19 protein-coding genes are annotated in these 20,562 nt (G+C 58.8%); 12 read left to right on the forward strand and 7 right to left on the reverse strand.

Annotation, left to right across the window (positions count from 1 at the left end; translation table 11 throughout):
- Window positions 1–15: 15 nt before the first annotated feature.
- From IBT46_RS13690 to IBT46_RS13705, 4 genes are read right to left on the reverse strand one after another with little or no spacing between them, the layout of a single operon-like run.
- Complete coding sequence (locus IBT46_RS13690) at window positions 16–969, reverse strand: ABC transporter permease (RefSeq protein WP_200546134.1); 954 nt, start codon at window positions 967–969, stop codon at window positions 16–18.
- Between the two features lies 1 nt (window position 970).
- Complete coding sequence (locus tag IBT46_RS13695; protein ID WP_200546135.1) at window positions 971–1,957, reverse strand: ABC transporter permease; 987 nt, start codon at window positions 1,955–1,957, stop codon at window positions 971–973.
- On the reverse strand, window positions 1,950–3,449 hold the full coding sequence (locus tag IBT46_RS13700) for a sugar ABC transporter ATP-binding protein (protein ID WP_200546136.1): 1,500 nt from the start codon (window positions 3,447–3,449) through the stop codon (window positions 1,950–1,952). Before IBT46_RS13700 ends, IBT46_RS13695 begins: the two co-directional genes overlap by 8 nt.
- A 52-nt stretch (window positions 3,450–3,501) precedes the next feature.
- A complete protein-coding gene (locus tag IBT46_RS13705) occupies window positions 3,502–4,488 on the reverse strand; it encodes an autoinducer 2 ABC transporter substrate-binding protein (protein WP_105591230.1) in 987 nt (328 codons plus the stop codon).
- Between the two features lie 581 nt (window positions 4,489–5,069).
- Here IBT46_RS13705 and IBT46_RS13710 point away from each other — a divergent pair.
- The gene (locus IBT46_RS13710; RefSeq protein WP_200546137.1) at window positions 5,070–6,254 is read left to right on the forward strand and encodes an MFS transporter; all 1,185 of its coding nucleotides are present in this window, start codon (window positions 5,070–5,072) and stop codon (window positions 6,252–6,254) included.
- Here the strand turns inward: IBT46_RS13710 and IBT46_RS13715 are convergent.
- Window positions 6,244–7,677, reverse strand: a complete 1,434-nt coding sequence (locus tag IBT46_RS13715) for a PLP-dependent aminotransferase family protein (protein ID WP_200546138.1) — start codon at window positions 7,675–7,677, stop codon at window positions 6,244–6,246. The two genes, IBT46_RS13710 and IBT46_RS13715, sit on opposite strands and share 11 nt — an antisense overlap.
- 90 nt (window positions 7,678–7,767) lie before the next feature.
- On the opposite strand from IBT46_RS13715, the gene IBT46_RS13720 reads away from it, so the two are divergent.
- A complete protein-coding gene (locus IBT46_RS13720) occupies window positions 7,768–8,217 on the forward strand; it encodes a rhodanese-like domain-containing protein (RefSeq protein ID WP_200546139.1) in 450 nt (149 codons plus the stop codon).
- A 99-nt stretch (window positions 8,218–8,316) separates the two neighbouring features.
- Here IBT46_RS13720 and flk read toward each other — a convergent pair whose 3' ends face one another.
- Both flk and IBT46_RS13730 read right to left on the reverse strand, forming a co-directional pair.
- Window positions 8,317–9,330, reverse strand: coding sequence for a flagella biosynthesis regulator Flk (gene flk, locus IBT46_RS13725; RefSeq protein WP_200546140.1), 1,014 nt, complete (start codon window positions 9,328–9,330; stop codon window positions 8,317–8,319).
- Window positions 9,331–9,441: 111 nt separating this feature from the next.
- Window positions 9,442–10,338: a DMT family transporter gene (locus IBT46_RS13730; protein WP_200546141.1), complete on the reverse strand. Its 897-nt coding sequence runs from the start codon at window positions 10,336–10,338 to the stop codon at window positions 9,442–9,444.
- Window positions 10,339–10,445: 107 nt separating this feature from the next.
- Between IBT46_RS13730 and IBT46_RS13735 the strand changes: the two genes are divergently transcribed.
- The 10 genes from IBT46_RS13735 to purF all read left to right on the forward strand — a co-directional run bounded on the left by IBT46_RS13735 (window position 10,446) and on the right by purF (window position 20,555).
- Window positions 10,446–11,222, forward strand: coding sequence for an AraC family transcriptional regulator (locus IBT46_RS13735; protein WP_200546142.1), 777 nt, complete (start codon window positions 10,446–10,448; stop codon window positions 11,220–11,222).
- Between the two features lie 90 nt (window positions 11,223–11,312).
- On the forward strand, window positions 11,313–12,440 hold the full coding sequence (gene pdxB / locus IBT46_RS13740) for a 4-phosphoerythronate dehydrogenase PdxB (RefSeq protein ID WP_200546143.1): 1,128 nt from the start codon (window positions 11,313–11,315) through the stop codon (window positions 12,438–12,440).
- A gap of 106 nt (window positions 12,441–12,546) precedes the next feature.
- The gene (locus IBT46_RS13745) at window positions 12,547–13,557 is read left to right on the forward strand and encodes an aspartate-semialdehyde dehydrogenase (protein WP_200546144.1); all 1,011 of its coding nucleotides are present in this window, start codon (window positions 12,547–12,549) and stop codon (window positions 13,555–13,557) included.
- Window positions 13,557–14,372 carry a tRNA pseudouridine(38-40) synthase TruA gene (truA, locus tag IBT46_RS13750; protein WP_200546145.1) on the forward strand — a complete coding sequence of 272 codons (816 nt, stop codon included), beginning with the start codon at window positions 13,557–13,559 and terminating at the stop codon, window positions 14,370–14,372. The genes IBT46_RS13745 and truA overlap by 1 nt, the downstream gene beginning before the upstream one ends.
- Before the next feature lie 29 nt (window positions 14,373–14,401).
- Complete coding sequence (locus tag IBT46_RS13755) at window positions 14,402–15,064, forward strand: DedA family protein (RefSeq protein WP_200546146.1); 663 nt, start codon at window positions 14,402–14,404, stop codon at window positions 15,062–15,064.
- A 169-nt stretch (window positions 15,065–15,233) separates the two neighbouring features.
- A complete protein-coding gene (gene accD / locus IBT46_RS13760) occupies window positions 15,234–16,145 on the forward strand; it encodes an acetyl-CoA carboxylase, carboxyltransferase subunit beta (RefSeq protein ID WP_105591241.1) in 912 nt (303 codons plus the stop codon).
- Between the two features lie 66 nt (window positions 16,146–16,211).
- On the forward strand, window positions 16,212–17,474 hold the full coding sequence (folC, locus tag IBT46_RS13765) for a bifunctional tetrahydrofolate synthase/dihydrofolate synthase (RefSeq protein WP_200546147.1): 1,263 nt from the start codon (window positions 16,212–16,214) through the stop codon (window positions 17,472–17,474).
- Window positions 17,464–18,222 (forward strand): cell division protein DedD, encoded by a 759-nt coding sequence (gene dedD, locus IBT46_RS13770; protein ID WP_200546148.1) that lies wholly within the window; start codon window positions 17,464–17,466, stop codon window positions 18,220–18,222. The genes folC and dedD overlap by 11 nt, the downstream gene beginning before the upstream one ends.
- A 294-nt stretch (window positions 18,223–18,516) precedes the next feature.
- A complete protein-coding gene (gene cvpA / locus IBT46_RS13775) occupies window positions 18,517–19,002 on the forward strand; it encodes a colicin V production protein (protein ID WP_105591244.1) in 486 nt (161 codons plus the stop codon).
- Window positions 19,003–19,037: 35 nt separating this feature from the next.
- The gene (gene purF / locus IBT46_RS13780; RefSeq protein ID WP_105591245.1) at window positions 19,038–20,555 is read left to right on the forward strand and encodes an amidophosphoribosyltransferase; all 1,518 of its coding nucleotides are present in this window, start codon (window positions 19,038–19,040) and stop codon (window positions 20,553–20,555) included.
- Window positions 20,556–20,562 lie beyond the last annotated feature (7 nt).

Here is a 20,562-nt window from a genome sequence, read left to right on the forward strand (position 1 = left end):
TTTTTCCCTCGATAATCAGTTTTTGCGATTCTGTAGCGCAATAAACAGGATAAGTACGCCGCCCCAGAGTGCCATGGTCAGGTAGCTACTGACCCCCAGCAGGTTCAGTCCGCTTTCCAGCATTTGTAAGACAATCAGCGCCAGTACCAGCCCGATCACCCGGCCAAAACCGCCGTCCGGGTTAATACCTCCCAGCACGGAGGCCAGAATGGTTACCAGCAGCCAGGACTCGCCGTAGCCCGCCTTTGCCGAGTTAAACATCGACATCATCAGCAGCGCCGCGCCCCAGCTCATCAGGGCTGACAGAACGTAAACGGTAATCAGCACGCGGGTGGTATTCACGCCGCTAAAGCGGGTGGCCTGTAAATTCGACCCGAGCAGCAGGATGCTGCGGCCCAGCGTGGTGCGCTCCAGCAGCAGCCACAGCAGGGCGGCCACGGCCAGGAACAGCAGCAGCGACAGCGGAATGCCCGCCAGCGAGCTGTTGCCAATCGCCTGGATCACCGGCGGGAAGCCGGAAATCACCGCACCGTTGGTCAGCAGAATATTCAGTCCGGCAATCAGCGTCATGGTGCCGAGCGTGGCCAGAATTGGTGAGACGCCAATAACCGCAATCAGCACGCCGTTCAGTACGCCGATAGCCACCGCCAGCAGCAGTCCGGCCAGCAGGCCAATCGCCAGCCAGGCTGGCTGATCGGGATGGGCAACGATAATCGCCGCCATCACCAGCGAACAGGCGTTGGCACTGGCGATAATCGACAGGTTGATACCGCCCGTCAGCATCGTGACGCCCATTCCCAGCGCCAGCAGTCCCAGCACCGGCAACTGCCCGGCGATAGACTGGAAGTTACCTAAACTAAAAAAGCGTGAACCCAGCGTCAGGGAAAACAGCACCAGCACGATGGCGATCATCAACAGCTGCAGGCGAATAATCCGGTCGCCTGGCAAAACCTTCAGCAGACTTTGCATCTTAATTCCCCTTAACCTGTTTGCGTTTCTCATTCCACGCCGTTGCACTGACGCTAAACAGAATAATCGCGCCGCTGAAGACCATGTGCCAGTAGGAGGAGACGGCCAGCAGCGTCAGTCCGTTTTGCAGGAAGGCCAGCAGCAGCACGCCAAGCAGCGTCCCGGTCAGCGAGCCGCGCCCGCCGCTCATGCTGGTGCCACCGAGCACCACCGCCGCCAGCACCGTCAGCTCATAGCCGACCAGTGAGTTCGGTGCCACCGACTGGGTCGTCTGGGCCTGAACGACCGCCGCCACGCCCGCCAGCAGGCCCATATAGCCATACACCCGTAAGTGCAGGCCGCGCAGATTAATCCCGAGGCGTGCCGCCGATTCGCGGTTGCCGCCCATGGCGAAGATCTGCCGACCCAGGCGGGTGTAGTTCATCAGGAATCCGGTCACAATAAAGGTGCCCAGCAGGCAGAGCAGCGGCAACGTCAGGCCGTATTCATAGCCGTCGGCGGCGGTGAAGGAGAACCAGTTGATGCCGTTCATAAACCAGTCCGGGAAGCCGTACAGCCAGGTGCCGCCGGTGAACCACACCAGCAGGCCGTAGAACAGATTCAGCGTGGCGATGGTGATAATAATCGCCGGAACCCGCAGCAGATAAACCAGCAGCCCGTTCACCATGCCCAGCAGCAGGCCGACGACCATTGCTACGGCAAATACGCTGATCAGATTGCCGCCGTGGGCCAGCATAGTGCTGGCCGTCACGTACTGGGCGATGGCGGTCATCGCCGGGAAGGAGATATCGATCCCACCGGCGATCAGCACCACAAACAGTCCGCAGGCCAGAATGCCGAGAATGGCATAGCTGGTGGCCACGTCGGTCAGGTTACCGAGGGTTAAGAATTCGCTGGTACGCAGGCTGAGGCCCACCGCCAGCAGCAGGATCAGCATGCCCAGCCAGAACTCGTGATAGCCGATAAGCTGGCGTAATTTATTATTCATTGACCACCCCGGCGATCTCTTCTTCGCGGCACTGGTGTGGTGCGAAGCTGGCAACCAGCTCGCCTTTGCGCATCACCAGTATCCGATGGCTGTTGTAGTAGGCTTCCGGGATCTCATCGCAGATCATCAGCACCGCCATGCCCGATTCTGCCAGCTGGCGGGCAATGCGATAGATCCCTTCCTTATTAGCGATATCGACGCCGACGGTCGGCGAGTCGAGGATCAGCACTTTCGGCTGCGTCGCCACCCATTTACCGATCGCCACGCGCTGGGCGTTACCGCCGGAGAGCGTCTGCACCGGCAGCTGGCTGTCGGAGACTTTGATATTCAGTTCGCGGATCAGATCGGACGCCTGCTGCCGCGCTTTCTGGCGATCTATCAGGCCCAGCCCGCCGCGCAGACGATCGAAGATCGACACCAGCAGGTTGTCGAAAATTGGCTGCGGCATGATCAGCCCTTCGCTCTGGCGATCTTCCGAAACGTAGGCGATACCGTGGCGGATGGCGTCGCGGTTGTGGCGCAGCGTCACCGGCTGGCCGTCAACGATCAGCTCACCGCTGTCCGGTTTGCTGATGCCAAACAGCGACAGGCACAGCTCGGTGCGTCCGGCCCCCAACAGGCCGACGATAGAGACGATCTCCCCGCGCCGCAGCTGTAAATTGATATTCTGATACTCGTTGCGGCGGCTGAGATTGCGCACTTCCAGCAGCGGCGTTTCGTCGCCGTCGGCGCGCTGCGGCAGGTGGCTAAAGCTGAAGCGCTGGCCGGTCATCAGAAACGCCAGCTCATCGCTGTCCAGCTCGCTGGCCTGCCAGGTGCCGACCAGCTTGCCGTCGCGGATCACGCTGATGCGGTCGGAGACTTCCATCACCTCATCCAGCTTGTGGCTGACGAACACCACGCAGATCCCGGCGGCTTTCAGCTCGTTGACCACCCGCAGCAGGCCGTTAACTTCATGACGAGTCAGGGAGGCGGTAGGCTCATCCATAATCACCAGGCTGGCTTTAGCGGCCAGCGCCCGGCAGATGGCGACCAGCTGGCGATCGGCGATCGACAGTTTTTCCACTTTGCGTGACGGATCGAGGTTAACCCCAATGCGGTTCATGGTGTCCACCGCCAGCTGGCGCATCGCGCGGCGATTGACCAGCAGGTCGCCGCCCGGCAGCATCCGGTGGATGGCGATGTTTTCCATCACCGTCAGGTTCGGGAACAGCGACAGATCCTGATAAATCACCTGCACGCCGTAGAATGAGGAGAGCGCCGGAGTCAGGCGCGGGAAACGCTTGCCGTCAACGCTGATATGCGAGCCTTTATCGGGCTGATAAACGCCGGAGATCACTTTGATCAGCGTGCTTTTACCGCAGCCGTTTTGCCCGGCCAGGCAGTGGACTTCACCACGATTCAGCGTCAGCGAGACGTTATCCAGCGCGCGTACGCCCGGGAACGATTTGCTGATATTTTCCAGCGAAATAAAGGTATTTTGCGTGGCCATAAGTTAGTGCCCTGGTGTTGGGGAGGGGCCAGCAAGCGCTGGCCCGAATCAATCAAAAGCCGAGGGATGCTGCGTTGTCTTTGGTGACTTCCAGAATGCGGTTGAAGCGGATGACGTGATGTTCCATATCCACATCCGCCTTGCCGATGCCGTCGATGGTCAGGTCAGGCGTGACCTGTTTGCCGTCCAGCAGCTGATCTGCCAGGCTGACCAGCGCGAATCCGGCATCTTTCGGGTCCCACAGCAGTGCTTTTTTGATATCGCCGGAGGCCAGATATGGCGCTGCCTGAGCCGGCATCGCAATGCCGACCACGGCAATTTTGTTTTTCGCACGCTTGCTCTTCACGGCCTGACCGGCACCGATTGGGCCGAGGGAGCCAAAGCCGATAATACCTTTCAGGTCCGGGTAGGTGCGCATCAGGTCAAGCGTGGTGGCGTAGGATTTATCAATGCTTTCCGCCACCGGCAGGCGGGAGGTGACTTCGTGCATGTTAGGATATTTTTCTTTCTGGTATTTAATCGCCGCATCCGCCCAGGCATTGTGCAGAGGCACGGTCAGCGAACCAACGTAAATGGCATAGCCGCCCTGGCCGCCCATCGCGCTGGCCAGTTCATCCATGTTCTTCTCGGCGTACTTCACGCTGTCGATGGTTTCCACATCCCACTGGCCAATCTGCTGGTCCGGTGATTCGTGGGTCAGTACGACAATACCCTGATCGCGGGCTTTTTTCAGCACCGGCTCCAGTACTTTGGCGTCGTTGGGCACCACGATAATCGCGTCGACTTTTTTGGCGATCAGGTCTTCAATCACTTTAACCTGCTGCGCCGGATCGGCGGTGGAGCCTCCAACCTGATAGGCGTTGACGTCGAGTTTTTTCGCTGCTTCATCCACGCCTACGGCCATGCGGGTGAACCAGGGAATGCCGGTCACTTTGGCGACCAGCGCAATATCGTGTTTTTCCGCGGCCATCAGCGGGGTGGTTAACAGCATGCAGGCGGAAACAACACATGCATTCAGTAATGCGAGATTGAATTTCATAGCAGTACCTTTGTTTTGTAGGGCGTGTTTTTGTCAGGTAACGGGGTTTTAACAACGGCACCAGGATAGCAAGAACGATTTGCAGAAGATCTGAGCGGAAGGGAATTATGTGATCGGTAACTTTTTATGTTTATTTATGTAACTTATTTGGTTAAATAATTGTTAATTTATTGCATCTGGTAGTAATTTTACACCAAATTGAAGTTATTAATTTGTTATTTAATTTAAATTTTATAACATTTAAGTATCATTTGGCCGGGTGAGTCCGCTGTTTCGGGCATGAATGGGCATTCAGAGCATAATTCAGGCGATTTTGTTATCGGAATTGCGAGGATTATCCCATTTTTCTTTCCGACTGTGGTCCGTCTGACGAGAATAAATTTGGAAATAGTTACGTTATTTTCATACAAAGCGCGGCGAACCCCTCAAAATTCGTGAATGCGAGGCATCTCACGATCTCCGTTTTCATTTATTGACGAAATGAAATTTAACAGCCAATATTTTTTTCTTTGAAAAAAAAATTCCATATCATTGCCGCATCCTTCAGCGGGCAGCGTGGGTTTTCCTCAGGAGAAGTAAGCATGTCGGTCAGTGTTGAAGCGCGCCCTGCGCAGGCTACCCGCGAGCTGGCGCGGATTTCGTTTGCCGTTTTCCTTACCTATCTGACCGCCGGACTGGCGTTGCCGGTGATCCCGCTTTACGTCCATCAGGAGCTGGGCCTCAGCAATGTGATGGTGGGCATCGCGGTCGGCATTCAGTTTTTTGCCACGCTGCTGACGCGCGGCTATGCCGGCAGGCTGGCCGACCAGCGCGGCGCTAAACGCACCACCGTGCAGGGGATTCTGGCGCTGGCGCTGGTTGGCGTGGCCTATCTGCTGGCGGCTTTTCTGCCGCTGCCGGTGGCCGGCAAGTTTGCGCTGCTGGTGGCGGGCAGGCTGCTGCTCGGCTTCGGTGAAAGTCTGCTGCTGACCGGTAATCTGACCTGGGGAATGGGGCTGGTGGGGGCGAAACGCTCCGGTCAGGTAATGTCGTGGAATGGCATGGCAATTTACGGTTCGCTGGCCGCCGGGGCACCGCTGGGCCTGATGCTGCACAGCCAGTGGGGCTTTATGGCGCTGGGCGCAGCGACGATCCTGCTGCCGCTGGTGGCGCTGCTAATTAATTTCAGCATCAGAGCGGTGCCGGTGCTGGGTGGCGAACGCCCCTCTTTGTGGAAAGTGGTGGGGCAGATCATGCAGCCCGGCTGCGCGCTGGCGCTACAGGGCACCGGCTTTGCGGTAATTGGTACGTTTACCTCGCTCTATTTTGCCGACCGTCTGTGGGGCAATGCCGGATTTGCGCTCACCGCGTTTGGTGTGGCGTTTGTGATGGTGCGAATTTTCTTCGGTGGTCTGCCGGACCGGCTGGGCGGCGCGCGGGTTGCGCTGGTCTCGCTGGGCGTTGAGGCACTGGGCCTGCTGCTGCTGGGCATTGCGCCGAACGGCTGGGTGGCGCTGGCCGGGGCAGCGTTGACCGGCTGCGGCTGTTCGCTGGTATTCCCGTCGCTGGGCGTTGAGGTGCTGAAGCGAGTCGCACCCCAGGTGCGCGGCACCGCACTGGGCGGATTTTCCGCCTTCCAGGATATCGCCTACGGTGCCAGCGGCCCGCTGACCGGCATACTGGCCACCACTTTCGGCTACGGTTCGGTGTTTCTTGCCGGAGCCGCCTGTGCGGCACTGGGCATCATCGTCACCTTCGGCTTCGCCCGCAGCGCGGTCAGTAGCTGAGACGAGCCAGCTTATCGACCGCCTGGGTGATTTCATTCGGCTGCAGCGCTGAGTATCCCAGTATCCATCCCTCGCGCGGCTCGCTGCCCGGCTGGTGATACAGCGGGGACAGGCGCGGCAGCAGCAGCCCCTGCGCGGCTGCCTCTTGCGTCAGCCGCTGCTCTCCGCCGTGGTTTAATTGCACGGTGAGCTGTAATCCTCCCTGATGGGCCAGCGGCGTCAGCCTGTTTCCCAGCTTTTCCGCCAGCTCCCGGCGCAGCAGGTCGCGGCGGCTGCCGTACAGCTGGCGCATCAGCCGCAGGTGGGCGGCAAAGTGGCCGTGCTGAATAAAATCGGCGGTTACCGCCTGCATCAGCTGTGCGCTGTGGCCGTCCATCATGCTGCGCAGGCGGCAAAGCGGGGCGATCAGCGCATCGGGCACCACCAGATACGCCAGCCGCAGTGAGGGAAACAGCACCTTAGAGAAGGTGCCGAGGTACAGCACCCGTGCGTTATCCTCCAGCCCCTGTAGCGCAGGCTGCGGATTACCGTCGTAATGAAATTCGCTGTCGTAGTCGTCTTCAACCAGCCAGCAGCCGCTGCGGCGGGCAAACTCCAGCCACGCCAGCCGACGAGGCAGGCTGAGGGTGACGCCGGTGGGATACTGATGGGAAGGCGTCAGATATACCAGCTTTGGCGTACCTTCTTCAGCGGGAACCGCGCCGCGTGCATCCACGCTGATACCACTCACTTGCGCCCCGGCGCTGCGAAAGGCGTGCCAGGCCCCGGCATAGCCCGGCTGCTCCAGCCACACCGGATCGCCGCTGTCGCACAGCAGCAGCGCAATCATCTGCAATGCCTGCTGTGAGCTGGTCAGGATCATCACTCGCTCGGCGCTGCATCGGACGCCGCGCGACTGCCCAAGGTAGTCCGCCACCGCCTCTCGCAGCTGCGGTAATCCCTGCGGATCGCCGTAGCGCATCAGCTTTTCCCCCTCCAGCCGCTGCCGCTGCTGCATTAACCGCCGCCAGGTGCGGTGCGGGAAAGCGCGCAGATCCGGCGACCCGGCAGCAAAGGCCTGCGGAAACTGCGGGTCGTTACAGCCGCCGCCGCGATCGATCAGGCCGCCGCGCGTGGAAAGCTGAACCGGTGGAGACGTCACCGGCCTGAGGGGGGCAGCAGGTAAATCGCTGGCCACAAACGTTCCACGCCCGGTTTGTCGGCTCAGATAGCCCTCGCTTTCCAGCTGGGCATAGGCGGCTTCAACCGTTACGCGGGATATCGACAGATCCTGCGCCAGCAGGCGGGAAGAGGGCAGACGCGCCGCGCTGCCGAGTACACCGCTGCGGATGGCTTTACGCAGCATCGCGCAGACGCGCTCGCGCACGGTAGTGGCCTGCTGCTGGCCCAGCAGTGCCAGAAACGGTACGGCGTTATGCGGCATATGGGTCTTATCCTCTGTTGATTACTGGTCTTACTGTTAAGGCCAATCTGGCCCTATCATGGCAGCACTTACTACAAGAGGATATTCATTATGACGTCATCCGCCGTTTTACAGTTCCCGCCGCTGCCATCCGACCAGAGCGAAGCCCATCTGCGGCACAAGCTGGCCTGGTATGCGGATGCCTGGGATCTGGCGCAGGATTTAGCGCAGGGGATCGAAGAGATTGTGGCAATCGATACGCGTTCCCCGGAGCAGTATCAGGCCGGGCATATCTGTGGGGCTGTCAGTTTCCCGCATCGCACCATGACCGCCGAAACCCTGGCGGCGCTCGATCGCAGCAAGGTGTACGTGACTTACTGCGACGGCATCGGCTGCAACGGTTCAACTAAAGGCGCATGGAAGCTGGCGGCGGCGGGATTTCAGGTCAAAGAGTTGATCGGCGGACTGGATTTCTGGCTGCGCGACGGCCATCCGGTGGCCACCGGTGACGCGCCGGGCAGCTGGCCGGCAGCGGCAGCGCTGCCCGACTGCGGCTGCTGAACACCAGCAAACGATAGCATTACAGAACGCTGATGGGTAAACCGCTGCCGGTGATTGCCATTGTTTCACTGCGCTGACAGAACCGAAGATGCCGGGCCGTTACAGCACAGCCCACAGCAGCAGCACGACCAGCAGCAGCAGCGAAAAGGCGGTAAACACCGGGCGGCGGCTGAACGGTTGCAGCATGGGCGGGAGCGTACTCCACAGCGGCTCCGGCGTGACATCTTCCCCGGCCCGCAGCTGTGCGGCGCGATGCTTAAACAACGCATTCAGCAAATCCTGCACCTGGGCGGTACTCAACAGCGTCAACGGCTGCGCGTTAAAGCGCTGCTGGCAGCGATCGTCCAACAAGCGCAGCTCGGCGGCATCCGGCGGCTGTTTCAGCGCGGCGATCAGCTGGCTTAGCGTCGGGTTGCCGTGCTGGCTCAGCGTGTGGCTGGCCTGAAGGTACTGGGTCAGCAGTGGGAAAAATCGTGAAGGGATCGGATCGCCGCTGTGCAGGTTCACTACCTTCATCAGCGCTGCCCACAGCTTCACCGGTGACTCACCGGTCGCGGCCGCCAGACGGGCAATCTGTAAATTCAGCGCCTGATGCTCGGCCGGAAGCAGCGAGCGATCGGTCACACGATTCTGCTGCGGCTGCGGAATCGTCATCTGCCCGTTTTGCAGCATGGTCAGCACCTGGCGCAGCTGATCGGGGTTCAGCGAACTGAGCACGGTCTGGCCAAACTGCTGGCGGATAAAATCGCTGACCGCCTGTCGATTATTCCCGGCGGGCAGCAGCTCGGTCAGCTGCTGCTGAAGCTGCCGGGTAGCGTGAGTATTCTGCACCTGTGCCAGACGGGTGTTCAGGAACTGTTCGGCCAGCGGAAAATGGCGAGCCAGCAGTCCGGCATCGTTTTTCACGCCCACCTCATGACGCAGCCCGGCCCACAGCTCAACGGATTTCAGCGAACTGAGAGACATGATCTTGACGATCAGGCGTTCCAGCGTGGTGCGCTGGGCAGGGGAGAGCGGCTGGTCGCCGGAGGCACTTCGCGGCGTATCGGACAAAGGGGCGATCGTCGGACGATCGCCGGGAGATGGCGCTCCGGGGCCACTTAACGGTTGCATGGCGAAAATCCTTCAGTCGGGTTCCGGGGCGTGCCGTAACAGAGAAAATAATGTCACATGATAACAATCCCACCCGGGGATCGAAAGGCCACCGGGCGGGAATAAGGGGTATTATCCCTGTTTTTTATCCTGATGGCTGCGTGCGAGCGGCATTCGCAGCTGCTGGGCGAGGATCACGCCAAGCAGGGTCACGCCGCCGCCGATAAAGTGGTAGGCATGCAGACTTTCATGCAGGAAACCCACGGCGATAACGGCGGTAAAAATCGGTGCCAGATTCATAAAGATGCTGGCAGTACTGGCCCCAAGGCGCATCACGCCCTGGATCCAGACGAATGGCGCAATGATCGAGGCCGGAATGGCGGCAAACAGCACCAGAGGAATATTATGCATATTCAGCGATACATCCGGTGCCATCAGGAAACCTGGCGTCAGCAGCAGGACGCCAAACAGGATCTGCATCCACAGGCTCTGCCAGTTCGGTAGCGGGATCGCCCAGCGTTTGGTTAACACACCGTACAGCGCGTACGAAGTGGACGCCGCGAACATCATCAGTTCACCTTTGCCCATGCCGTGGGTCAGCAGCTGTGCCGGATTGCCCTGGCTGACCAGCCATACCAGCCCGCCGAATGACAGCACGCTGCCCAGCAGAATGCCCACGGTGGGTGCCAGCCGCAGGATAAAGATGCTCAATAACACCGTCAGCAGCGGGATCAGCGCGTTAAGAATACCCATAAACAGCGCGCTGACGCTGTGCGCGGCGAAGTACGCCAGGCTTTGATAGAGCACCATGCCCAGCAGGCCGAGGATCAGCAGTTTCCACCAAACCTGGGCGATCTGCTGCCGGTGCCGCCAGACGCCGGGTAGCGCGAAGGGGGCCAGAACGACGAGGGCAATCAGCCAGCGATAAAAGGAGATCGCCGCAGGATCGATAGCACTGGCCGACATTTTGCTGACGATGGCATTAATTGACCAGATCAGTACGGCCAGCAGGGGAAACATAAAATTCATCAGGTTCTCGCGTTGTTGTCTTCACAGTTCAGAGAATGAAAGTGTAATCTTGTCTCATTGAAAACAAATAACGACAATCAGACATTATTGCTCTGGGACCGGACAAGATGATTCAGCAACTGACGTACACCCCGCCGGAGAATGCCGCCGAGATGACGCTGTTTTTCCGCTATGAGCAGACCAACGCCCAGACGGAGTATTTGCCCCACAGCCACAGCTGGGGCCAGGCGATCTTTGTCAAATGCAACGTGCTGGAAATGCAGGTGGAGGGCGAGCGTCTGTTAACCCCGGCCAATATTCCCATCTGGATACCCCCGGGGAAAATGCACGCCAGCTATAACCACCGTCAGGCCTTCTTCCGCACGCTGAACATCGCCGGTTCGCTGTGCCATCAGCTGCCCGATCGTGCCTGCCTGCTCAGAGTCAGTCCGATTGTGCACGCTATTATGGACGATATCGCCGCGCGCGAGCTGCTGGTGCCTGAAACGGCAGAAGATCGCCGTCTGGGTGAGGTGCTGCTCGATCAGCTGCGGCAGGCGCAGATCGGCCCCAGCTACCTGCCGTCAACCAGCGATAAATATCTGGCCCCGGTGTTACAGGCGCTGGAGCTGAACCCGGCCGATAACACCACGCTGGCGCAGTGGGCCAGCCGCGTGTACACCACCGAACGCACGCTGTCGCGCCGCTGCCAGGCGCTGCTGGGAATGTCGTTTAGCGAGTGGCGGCAGCGCCTGCGCTTTTTGCACGCCGTGGCGTTGCTTGAACAGGGCAAGAGTGTACAAGAGGTGGCGCTGGAGCTGGGCTACAGTTCGGCATCGGCGCTGATTGTGATGTTTCATCAGCAGTCCGGCACCACACCGGAGCGCTATCGCCAGCGCATCTGAGGGGGCAGCTTTCGGCCGGACGGGGGGTTATTCGGCAGGGGGCTTTATGGCAGAATAGCGCTCCTTATTAAGCCAGACTGGATACCGCTAGTGAAAATCCTCGTTGATGAAAATATGCCGTATGCGCGCGAGCTGTTCAGCCGTACCGGCACCGTGGTTGCTGTTCCCGGACGCCCAATCCCGGCGGCGGAGCTGGATGATGCCGACGGCCTGATGGTGCGCTCGGTGACCAAAGTGAACGCCGCGCTGCTGGACGGTAAGCCGGTTAAGTTTGTCGGTACCGCAACGGCAGGCACCGATCATATCGACGAGAACTATCTCAACCAGCAGGATATCGCCTTCTCTGCGGCTCCCGGCTGTAACGCGATTGCCGTGGTGGAATACGTTTTCTCCGCGCTGCTGCTGCTGGCCGAGCGCGACGGCTTCCTGCTGAAAGATCGTACCGTCGGCATCGTTGGCGTTGGCAACGTTGGCGGACGCCTGCAGGCGCGGCTGGAAGCATTAGGCATCCGTACGCTGCTCTGCGATCCGCCGCGCGCCGATCGCGGGGATGCAGGCGAGTTCCTGCCGTTAGAAACGCTGGTGGCCGAAGCCGATGTGCTCACCTTCCATACCCCGCTGTTTAAGCAGGGGCCGTACCAGACGCTGCACATCGCCGACGAAGCGCTGCTGCTGGCGTTAAAACCCGGCACTATCCTGATCAACGCCTGCCGTGGCCCGGTAGTGGATAACGCCGCGCTGCTGAACGTGTTGGAGCAGCGCGACGATCTGAGCGTGGTACTGGATGTCTGGGAGCCGGAGCCGGAACTGTCGCTGCCGCTGCTGGATAAAGTGGATATCGCCACCGCCCATATCGCCGGTTACACGCTGGAAGGGAAGGCGCGCGGCACCACTCAGGTGTTCGAGGCCTGGACGCAGTTTATCGGCCAGCCGCAGCAGGTGCCGCTGGACACCCTGCTGCCCGCCCCGGAATTCGGCACCATTACTCTGCGCGGCGAGCTGGATCAGCCAACGCTGAAACGCCTGGTGCATCTGGTGTATGATGTGCGCCGCGATGACGCACCGTTGCGCCATGTGGCCGCCATTCCGGGTGAGTTTGACCGCCTGCGGAAGAACTATCTGGAACGCCGTGAATGGTCATCGCTGCGGGTCGTGTGCGACAACGCCGAAACGGCCTCGCTGCTGGCGAAGCTGGGTTTTAATGCGACCGGTGAGTAAGTATTTGTAAAACCGTGCGTTCCCCTCCCTTTATGGGAAGTATTCTGAAACATTGCGGTGTTCCGGCACCGCACTTTTTTTATGTCATTATCTGGAGTAAACCAACATGTCTGACGGCTGGAATATCGCGCTATTGGGCGCAACAGGCGCAGTAGGGGGAGCTTTACTGGAATTACTGGCTGAACGCCAGTTCCCGGTTGGTGAGCTGTATTTACTGGCAAGCGAGCGCAGCGCGGGCGAAGTGCTGCGCTTCGAGGGTAAATCGGTACGAGTGACCGATGCCGCTGAGTTTGACTGGTCTCAGGCACAGCTGGCGTTTTTCGCCGCCGGTCGTGAAGCTTCCGCCCGCTATGCGGACGATGCCGCCAACGCCGGATGCCTGGTCATCGACAGCAGCGACCTGTTCGCGCTGGAGCCGGATGTGCCGCTGGTGGTGCCGGACGTTAACCCGCAGGTGCTGGCCGACTACCGTAACCGTAACATTGTTACCGTGGCCGATGGTTTAACCAGCCAGCTGCTGAGCGCGATCAAGCCGCTGGTTGATAATGCCGGGCTGGGCCGTTTACAGGTGACCAACCTGCTGGCGGTCTCCTCCCACGGTAAGGTGGCGGTAGATTCGCTGGCCGGTGAGAGCGCGCGTTTGCTGAACGGTATGCCGGTGGAAGAGAGCCACTTCGGCCGCCAACTGGCCTTTAACCTGCTGCCGCTGTTGGCTGATGCGGAAGGCAGCGTGGCGCAGGAGCGTCAGCTGGTGGAGCAGGTGCGTAAAGTGCTGCAGGACGAAGGTTTACCGATTGCGGTCAGTACCGTGCAGGCACCGGTGTTCTACGGTAATGCCCAGATTGTACATATTGAAAATCTGCGCCCGGTTTCCGCCGAAGAAGCGCGTGAAATCCTGCTGGAAGCGGAAGATATCAACGTCACCGATGAAGCGGATTACCCGACGCCGGTGGGGGATGCCTCCGGCAGTGCGCACCTGAGCATCGGCTGCCTGCGCAACGATTACGGCATCCCGGAGCTGCTGCAGTTCTGGTCAGTAGCCGACAACGTGCGCTTTGGCGGCGCGCTGATGGCGGTGAAAACGGCCGAGAGGCTGGTGCAGGAGTATATGTACTGATGTCGGACGTCAACGTGCCACAGACGGTGTATAAGCTGGCGCTGGGCATTGAATATGATGGCAGCCAGTACTACGGCTGGCAGCGACAGAATGAAGTGCGCAGCGTGCAGGAAAAGCTGGAGAAGGCGCTGTCAAAGGTCGCCAACCATCCGGTGGTGGTGTTCTGCGCCGGCCGCACCGATGCAGGCGTCCACGGCACCGGTCAGGTGGTGCATTTTGAAACGACCGTACAGCGCAAGGATGCGGCGTGGACCCTCGGTGCCAACACGAATCTGCCGGGCGATATTGCCGTGCGCTGGGTTCATGCGGTGCCGGATGATTTCCACGCGCGCTTCAGCGCCACCGCGCGGCGCTACCGCTATGTGATTTACAACCAGCGGCTGCGCCCGGCGATCCTTGGCGGCGGCATGACCCATTTTTACCATCCGCTGGACGTAGAAAAAATGCAGCGTGCCGGTCAGTGCCTGCTGGGCGAGAACGACTTCACCTCGTTCCGCGCCGTGCAGTGCCAGTCGCGCACTCCAATGCGTAACGTAATGCATCTGAACGTCAGCCGCCACGGCGCTTACGTGGTGGTGGATATCAAAGCCAACGCTTTTGTTCACCATATGGTGCGCAATATCGTGGGCAGCCTGATGGAAATCGGCTGCGGGAATCAGCATGAAGGCTGGATGGCCGAGCTGTTAGCGGCGAAAGACCGGACGCTGGCGGCCGCGACGGCGCGTGCGGAAGGGTTGTATCTGGTCGCGGTGGATTACCCCGATCGTTTTGCTTTACCACGTCCACCGATGGGACCTTTGTTCCTCGGGGATTAATCTGGCCTGGATTTCTAAAGGAAGCCTTTATGGAACTGATTCGTTTTGTTGTCGATTTCATTTTGCATATCGACGTCCACCTCGCGGAGCTGGTGGCGCAGTACGGCGTGTGGGTTTACGCCATCCTGTTCCTGATCCTGTTCTGCGAAACCGGGCTGGTGGTGACGCCGTTCCTGCCGGGCGATTCACTGCTGTTCGTGGCCGGGGCGCTGGCTGCACTGCCGGGTAACGATCTTAACGTTCACACTATGGTGGCACTGATGGTGGTGGCGGCGATTATCGGCGATGCGGTGAACTACACCATCGGGCGACTGTTCGGCGATAAGCTGTTCAGCAACCCGAACTCGAAAATTTTCCGCCGCAGCTATCTTGATAAGACCCACGCTTTTTACGAGCGTCACGGTGGGAAAACGATTATTCTTGCTCGCTTCGTGCCGATCGTTCGTACTTTCGCGCCGTTTGTGGCCGGAATGGGCAAAATGTCCTATCGTCATTTTGCTATTTACAATGTATCGGGCGCGCTGCTGTGGGTGCTGCTGTTTACCTATGCCGGTTATCTGTTTGGTAACATGCCGATGGTGCAGGAAAACCTTAAACTGCTGATTGTGGCGATTATCCTGCTGTCTATTCTGCCGGGTGCCATCGAAGTGTGGCGTCATCGCCGCGCGGCGCGTCAGCAGAAACAGCAGTAACAGAAATCATCAGGCGATACCCGTCCGACCAGATTTTTATCCACAGTCACGGGCGGTTATGGTTTAATGAGCGACAATTTATGGTTTGTGCCGCCGGCTTTTTTGCGGCACAAAAAAGAAAAACTGGCTTACCCTGCGGGGAAACCAGGTTCAAACAGAAAGGTCATCAATGAGCTGGATTGAACGAATTCTCAATAAGAGCACAATCACCCCATCGCGTAAGGCAAGCATTCCTGAAGGCGTCTGGACCAAATGTGACAGCTGCGGGCAGGTTCTTTATCGTGCCGAGCTGGAGCGTAATCTGGAAGTCTGCCCGAAGTGCGATCACCATATGCGTATGCATGGTCGTGACCGCCTGAACAGCCTGCTGGACGAAGGTTCAACGACTGAACTGGGCAGCGAGCTGGAACCGAAAGATGTGCTCAAGTTCCGGGATTCCAAAAAATACAAAGATCGTCTTGCGGCTGCTCAGAAAGAGACCGACGAAACCGACGCGCTGATCGTGATGAAAGGCACCCTGCATGGGATGCCGGTTGTTGCCGCGGCGTTTGAGTTCTCCTTTATGGGTGGCTCAATGGGTTCCGTGGTTGGCGCGCGCTTCGTGCGTGCGGTTGAGCGGGCGCTGGAAGATAACTGCCCGATGATCTGCTTCTCCGCTTCCGGCGGTGCGCGTATGCAGGAAGCGCTGATGTCGCTGATGCAGATGGCGAAAACCAGTGCTGCACTGGCTAAGATGCAGGAGCGCGGTCTGCCGTATATCTCCGTGCTGACCGACCCAACCATGGGTGGCGTCTCTGCCAGCTTCGCGATGCTGGGCGATCTGAATATTGCTGAACCAAAGGCGCTGATCGGCTTTGCGGGTCCTCGTGTTATTGAGCAAACGGTACGTGAGAAACTGCCACCGGGCTTCCAGCGCAGTGAGTTCCTGATTGAAAAAGGCGCGATTGATATGATCGTTCGCCGCCCGGTTATGCGCTTCAAACTGGCCAGCCTGCTGGCTAAAATGATGAATCTGCCTGCCCCGCAGGAAGAAGACGTCAAAGAGGCCGAAGCGACCGGCCCACAGAGCCAAGAGGCCTGACCGATGATGAGAAAGAGGTCTTCGGGCCTCTTTCACCAATGAACCGTAACTTTGTGAACGGGACACATGGATAATCTTCCTCAAGCCACGTCGCCTCTTGCCACGTGGCTTTATTATCTTGAGCATTTACACTCTCAGGCTATTGAACTCGGGCTGGATCGTATCCGCCGGGTTGCCACCTCACTCGATCTGTTAACACCCGCCCCGAAGGTCTTTACCGTTGCCGGTACGAACGGCAAGGGCACCACCTGCCGCACGCTGGAAACCGTACTGATGGCTGCCGGTTATCGCGTTGGCGTGTACAGCTCTCCACATTTAATCCGCTACACTGAACGTGTACGCATTCAGGGTGAAGAGCTGGCCGAGTCGGCGCATACCGCGTCATTTGCGGCCATTGAAGCCGGGCGCGGAGAGACCTCGTTAACCTACTTCGAATACGGCACGCTGTCAGCGCTGTGGCTGTTTAAGCAGGCGCAGCTGGACGTGGTCATTCTCGAAGTCGGTTTGGGTGGGCGGCTGGATGCGACCAATATCGTTGATGCGGACGTTGCGGCGATCACCAGCATTGCGCTGGACCACGTTGACTGGCTGGGCCCGGACCGCGAAAGCATCGGCCGTGAAAAGGCCGGAGTGTTTCGCCAGGGGAAACCGGCCATCGTCGGGGAACCTGATATGCCGTCAACCATTGCCGACGTGGCGCGAGAGGTTGGCGCGCAGCTGCAGCAGCGCGATCGCGACTGGTCTTACAGCCTGACCGACGGCGGCTGGTCGTTCCGCGATGCCAGCGGCAGCATTGAAAACCTGCCGTTGCCGCAGGTGCCGCTGCCGAATGCCGCCACCGCGCTGGCTGCACTGCGGGCGTCGGGTCTGTCGATTGATGAAGCCACTATTCGTGCCAGCCTGCATCAGGCAATCCTGCCCGGCCGCTTCCAGACCGTGGCGCATTCACCGCAGGTGATTCTGGACGTGGCGCATAACCCGCACGCGGCCGCGTATCTTGCCGGCCGGCTGGCGGAACTGCCGCAGCGCGGTAAAGTTCACGCGGTAGTGGGGATGCTGCACGACAAAGATATCGCCGGGACCCTGGCCTGCCTCAGTCCGCAGGTGGATTACTGGTATTGTGCGCCGCTGGAAGGCCCGCGCGGTGCTTCTGCCGAGCAGCTGATTGCCCATCTTAGCGGGGCGCAGGCGTTTGGCTCCGTGGCCGATGCCTGGCATCAGGCGATGCAGCAGGCGGCGGAACAGGACATTGTGCTGGTGTGTGGGTCATTCCACACCGTCGCACACGTAATGGAAACGATGACAGCGGAGAACGGCAGTGGCAAGTAAGTTTCAAAACCGTTTAGTCGGCACCGTTATTATTGTTGCGCTGGGCGTGATCGTGCTGCCTGGCCTGCTGGATGGTAAAAAGAAACACTATAAGGAAGAGTTCGCGGCCATTCCGCTGGTGCCAAAACCAGGCGACCAGCAGGAGACCGAACTGGCACCGCCGGTAACGCAGTCGCTGCCGGCGCAGCCACCGGAAGGGGCAAGCGAAGCCATCAGCCGTGCCGACGGGGAAAACTCCTCGCAGGCCGACAGCGGATCGACCGCGCCGAAGTCAAACAATCAGCCCACGCTGGTTTCGCCGCCGCCGGTGCAGCAACAGCCGGTCCAGCAACCGGTACAGCAGCCGCCGAAAGTGGTTGAAAAGCCGAAGCCGGTAGAGAAACCGAAACCGGTGGAAAAACCGGTCGAGAAGCCGAAGCCGATTGAGAAGCCTCCTGTTCAGCAGCAGCAGCCTAAGGTGGAAACGCCAGCTGAGAAACCGGCTGCCGCTGAAACTGCTCCGACCGGCCAGGCGTATGTGGTCCAGCTGGGTGCGCTGAAAAATGCGGCCAAGGTGAACGAAATCGTCGCGCAGCTGCGGCTTTCGGGCTATCGTGCTTTCACCGTGCCAGCAACGCCGGTTGCCGGACAGATCACCCGTATCTACGTCGGTCCGGATGCATCAAAAGCCAAAATGCAGGCGGCAGTCGGTGAGCTACAGGGCATTTCCGGCCTTGGTGGCGTCGTCAAGCCCTGGGGTGCACGCTAATCGCCCCTGCGGATTGAGCGGAAATAACAATAGCTGTAACAGGTGCCACCCGTTGAAGCGCGGCGTGGCACCGGGCTGTGTCTGGCCGAAGGCAACATGATATAAAGCAAATCAACGAATTGCATTCTGGCGTGGTGAGCGGCAGGAATGTCGCCCACCCGACGGTTTTTTCAGCGTTTTCGTTTATTTAAAACGACGCAGGAAAACCCTACGCAAACGTTTTCTTTTTCTGTTAGAATTCGCCCCGAACTGGATGCAGGGGCGTTTTCACGATTACTGTCACTGGAAGAGTTCATGGTCTGGATAGATAACGTCATTATTGCGGTTATAGCTTTTTCGGCTCTGGTTAGCCTGATCCGTGGGTTTATTCGGGAAGCACTTTCTCTCGTCACCTGGGGATGCGCATTCTTTGTCGCCAGTCATTACTTCTCCTACCTTGCCGTCTGGTTCACAGGATTTGAAGACGAGCTGATTCGGAATGGAATCGCCATTGCAGTGTTATTTGTTGCCACGCTAATCGTTGGCGCAATCGTTAACTATGTAATTGGTTCGCTGGTTGAGAAAACCGGCCTGTCGGGTACCGACAGAGTACTGGGCGTCTGTTTTGGGGCACTGCGTGGCGTACTGATTGTGGCCGCTATGCTGTTTTTCCTCGACACATTCACCGGCTTTTCCAAAAGCCTCGACTGGCAGCAGTCGAAGTTAATCCCTCAGTTCAGTTACATCATCGGGTGGTTCTTTGACTACCTGAAGAGCACGTCGAGTTTTTTGCCCCGGTAATCGCACCGGGGTTGCGGCTATGAGGAAATGTCAATATGTGCGGTATTGTCGGGATCGCCGGTTTTATGCCGGTCAACCAGTCGATTTATGACGCGTTAACGGTGCTTCAGCACCGTGGGCAGGATGCCGCAGGCATCGTTACCATCGATGCATTAAATTGCTTCCGCCTGCGTAAAGCAAACGGTCTGGTTAGCGATGTATTTGAAGCCCGCCACATGCAACGTATGCAGGGTAATATGGGTATCGGCCACGTGCGTTACCCAACCGCAGGAAGCTCCAGCGCTTCTGAAGCCCAGCCCTTCTATGTGAACTCTCCTTACGGAATTACACTGGCCCATAACGGCAACCTGACCAATGCGCACGAGCTGCGTAAAGAGCTGTTTGAAACCGGTCGCCGTCATGTTAATACCACGTCGGATTCTGAAATCCTGCTGAACATCTTTGCGCAGGAAGTGGATCGTTTCCAACAGGACCCGCTGGAAGCCGAAAACATCTTTTCCGCCGTTGCCGCCGTGCATCAGCGCGTGCGCGGTGCCTATGCCTGCGTAGCGATGATTATCGGTCACGGTCTGGTTGCCTTCCGCGATCCGAACGGCATTCGTCCGTTAGTGATCGGCAAGCGCGCGCTGGTTGATGGCCGTACCGAGTATATGGTGGCCTCTGAAAGCGTGGCGCTGGATACGCTGGGCTTTGAATTCCTGCGCGATGTTGCCCCGGGCGAAGCGGTTTACGTGACTGAAAAAGGTCAGCTTTTTACCCGCCAGTGTGCTGAGAATCCAAAGGTTAACCCGTGCCTGTTCGAGTACGTTTACTTCGCGCGCCCGGACTCCTTCCTCGACAAGATTTCGGTGTACAGCGCACGTGTGCGTATGGGCACCAAGCTGGGTGAGAAAATTGCCCGCGAATGGGAAGATCTGGACATCGACGTGGTGATCCCAATCCCTGAAACCTCCTGCGATATCGCTCTGGAGATGGCTCGAATTCTTGATAAGCCATACCGTCAGGGTTTTGTGAAAAACCGTTACGTTGGCCGTACCTTTATCATGCCGGGACAGCAGCTGCGCCGCAGTGCGGTTCGCCGTAAGCTGAATGCTAACCGTGCGGAATTCCGCGGTAAGAACGTGCTGCTGGTGGATGATTCCATCGTGCGCGGTACGACCTCCGAGCAGATTATCGAAATGGCCCGTGAAGCCGGTGCGAAAAAAGTGTACCTGGCGTCGGCGGCTCCGGAAATTCGTTTCCCGAACGTCTACGGCATTGATATGCCAAGCGCTACCGAGCTGATTGCTCACGGCCGCGAAGTGGAAGAGATTCGCCAGCTGATCGGTGCCGATGCGCTGATTTTCCAGGACCTTGACGATCTGATCGAAGCGGTGAAGGAAGAGAACCCGGATATCGCCCAGTTCGAATGTTCGGTGTTCAACGGTATTTACGTCACCAAAGACGTCGACCAGCAGTACCTTGAGTATCTGCAGTCGCTGCGTAATGACGATGCCAAAGCGATGGCGCGTCAGAACGAAGTCGAAAACCTGGAAATTCATAACGAAGGCTAAGCGCTTC

The organism is Erwinia sp. S38 (genome assembly GCF_016624545.1).
Lineage (GTDB): Bacteria > Pseudomonadota > Gammaproteobacteria > Enterobacterales > Enterobacteriaceae > Erwinia > Erwinia coffeiphila.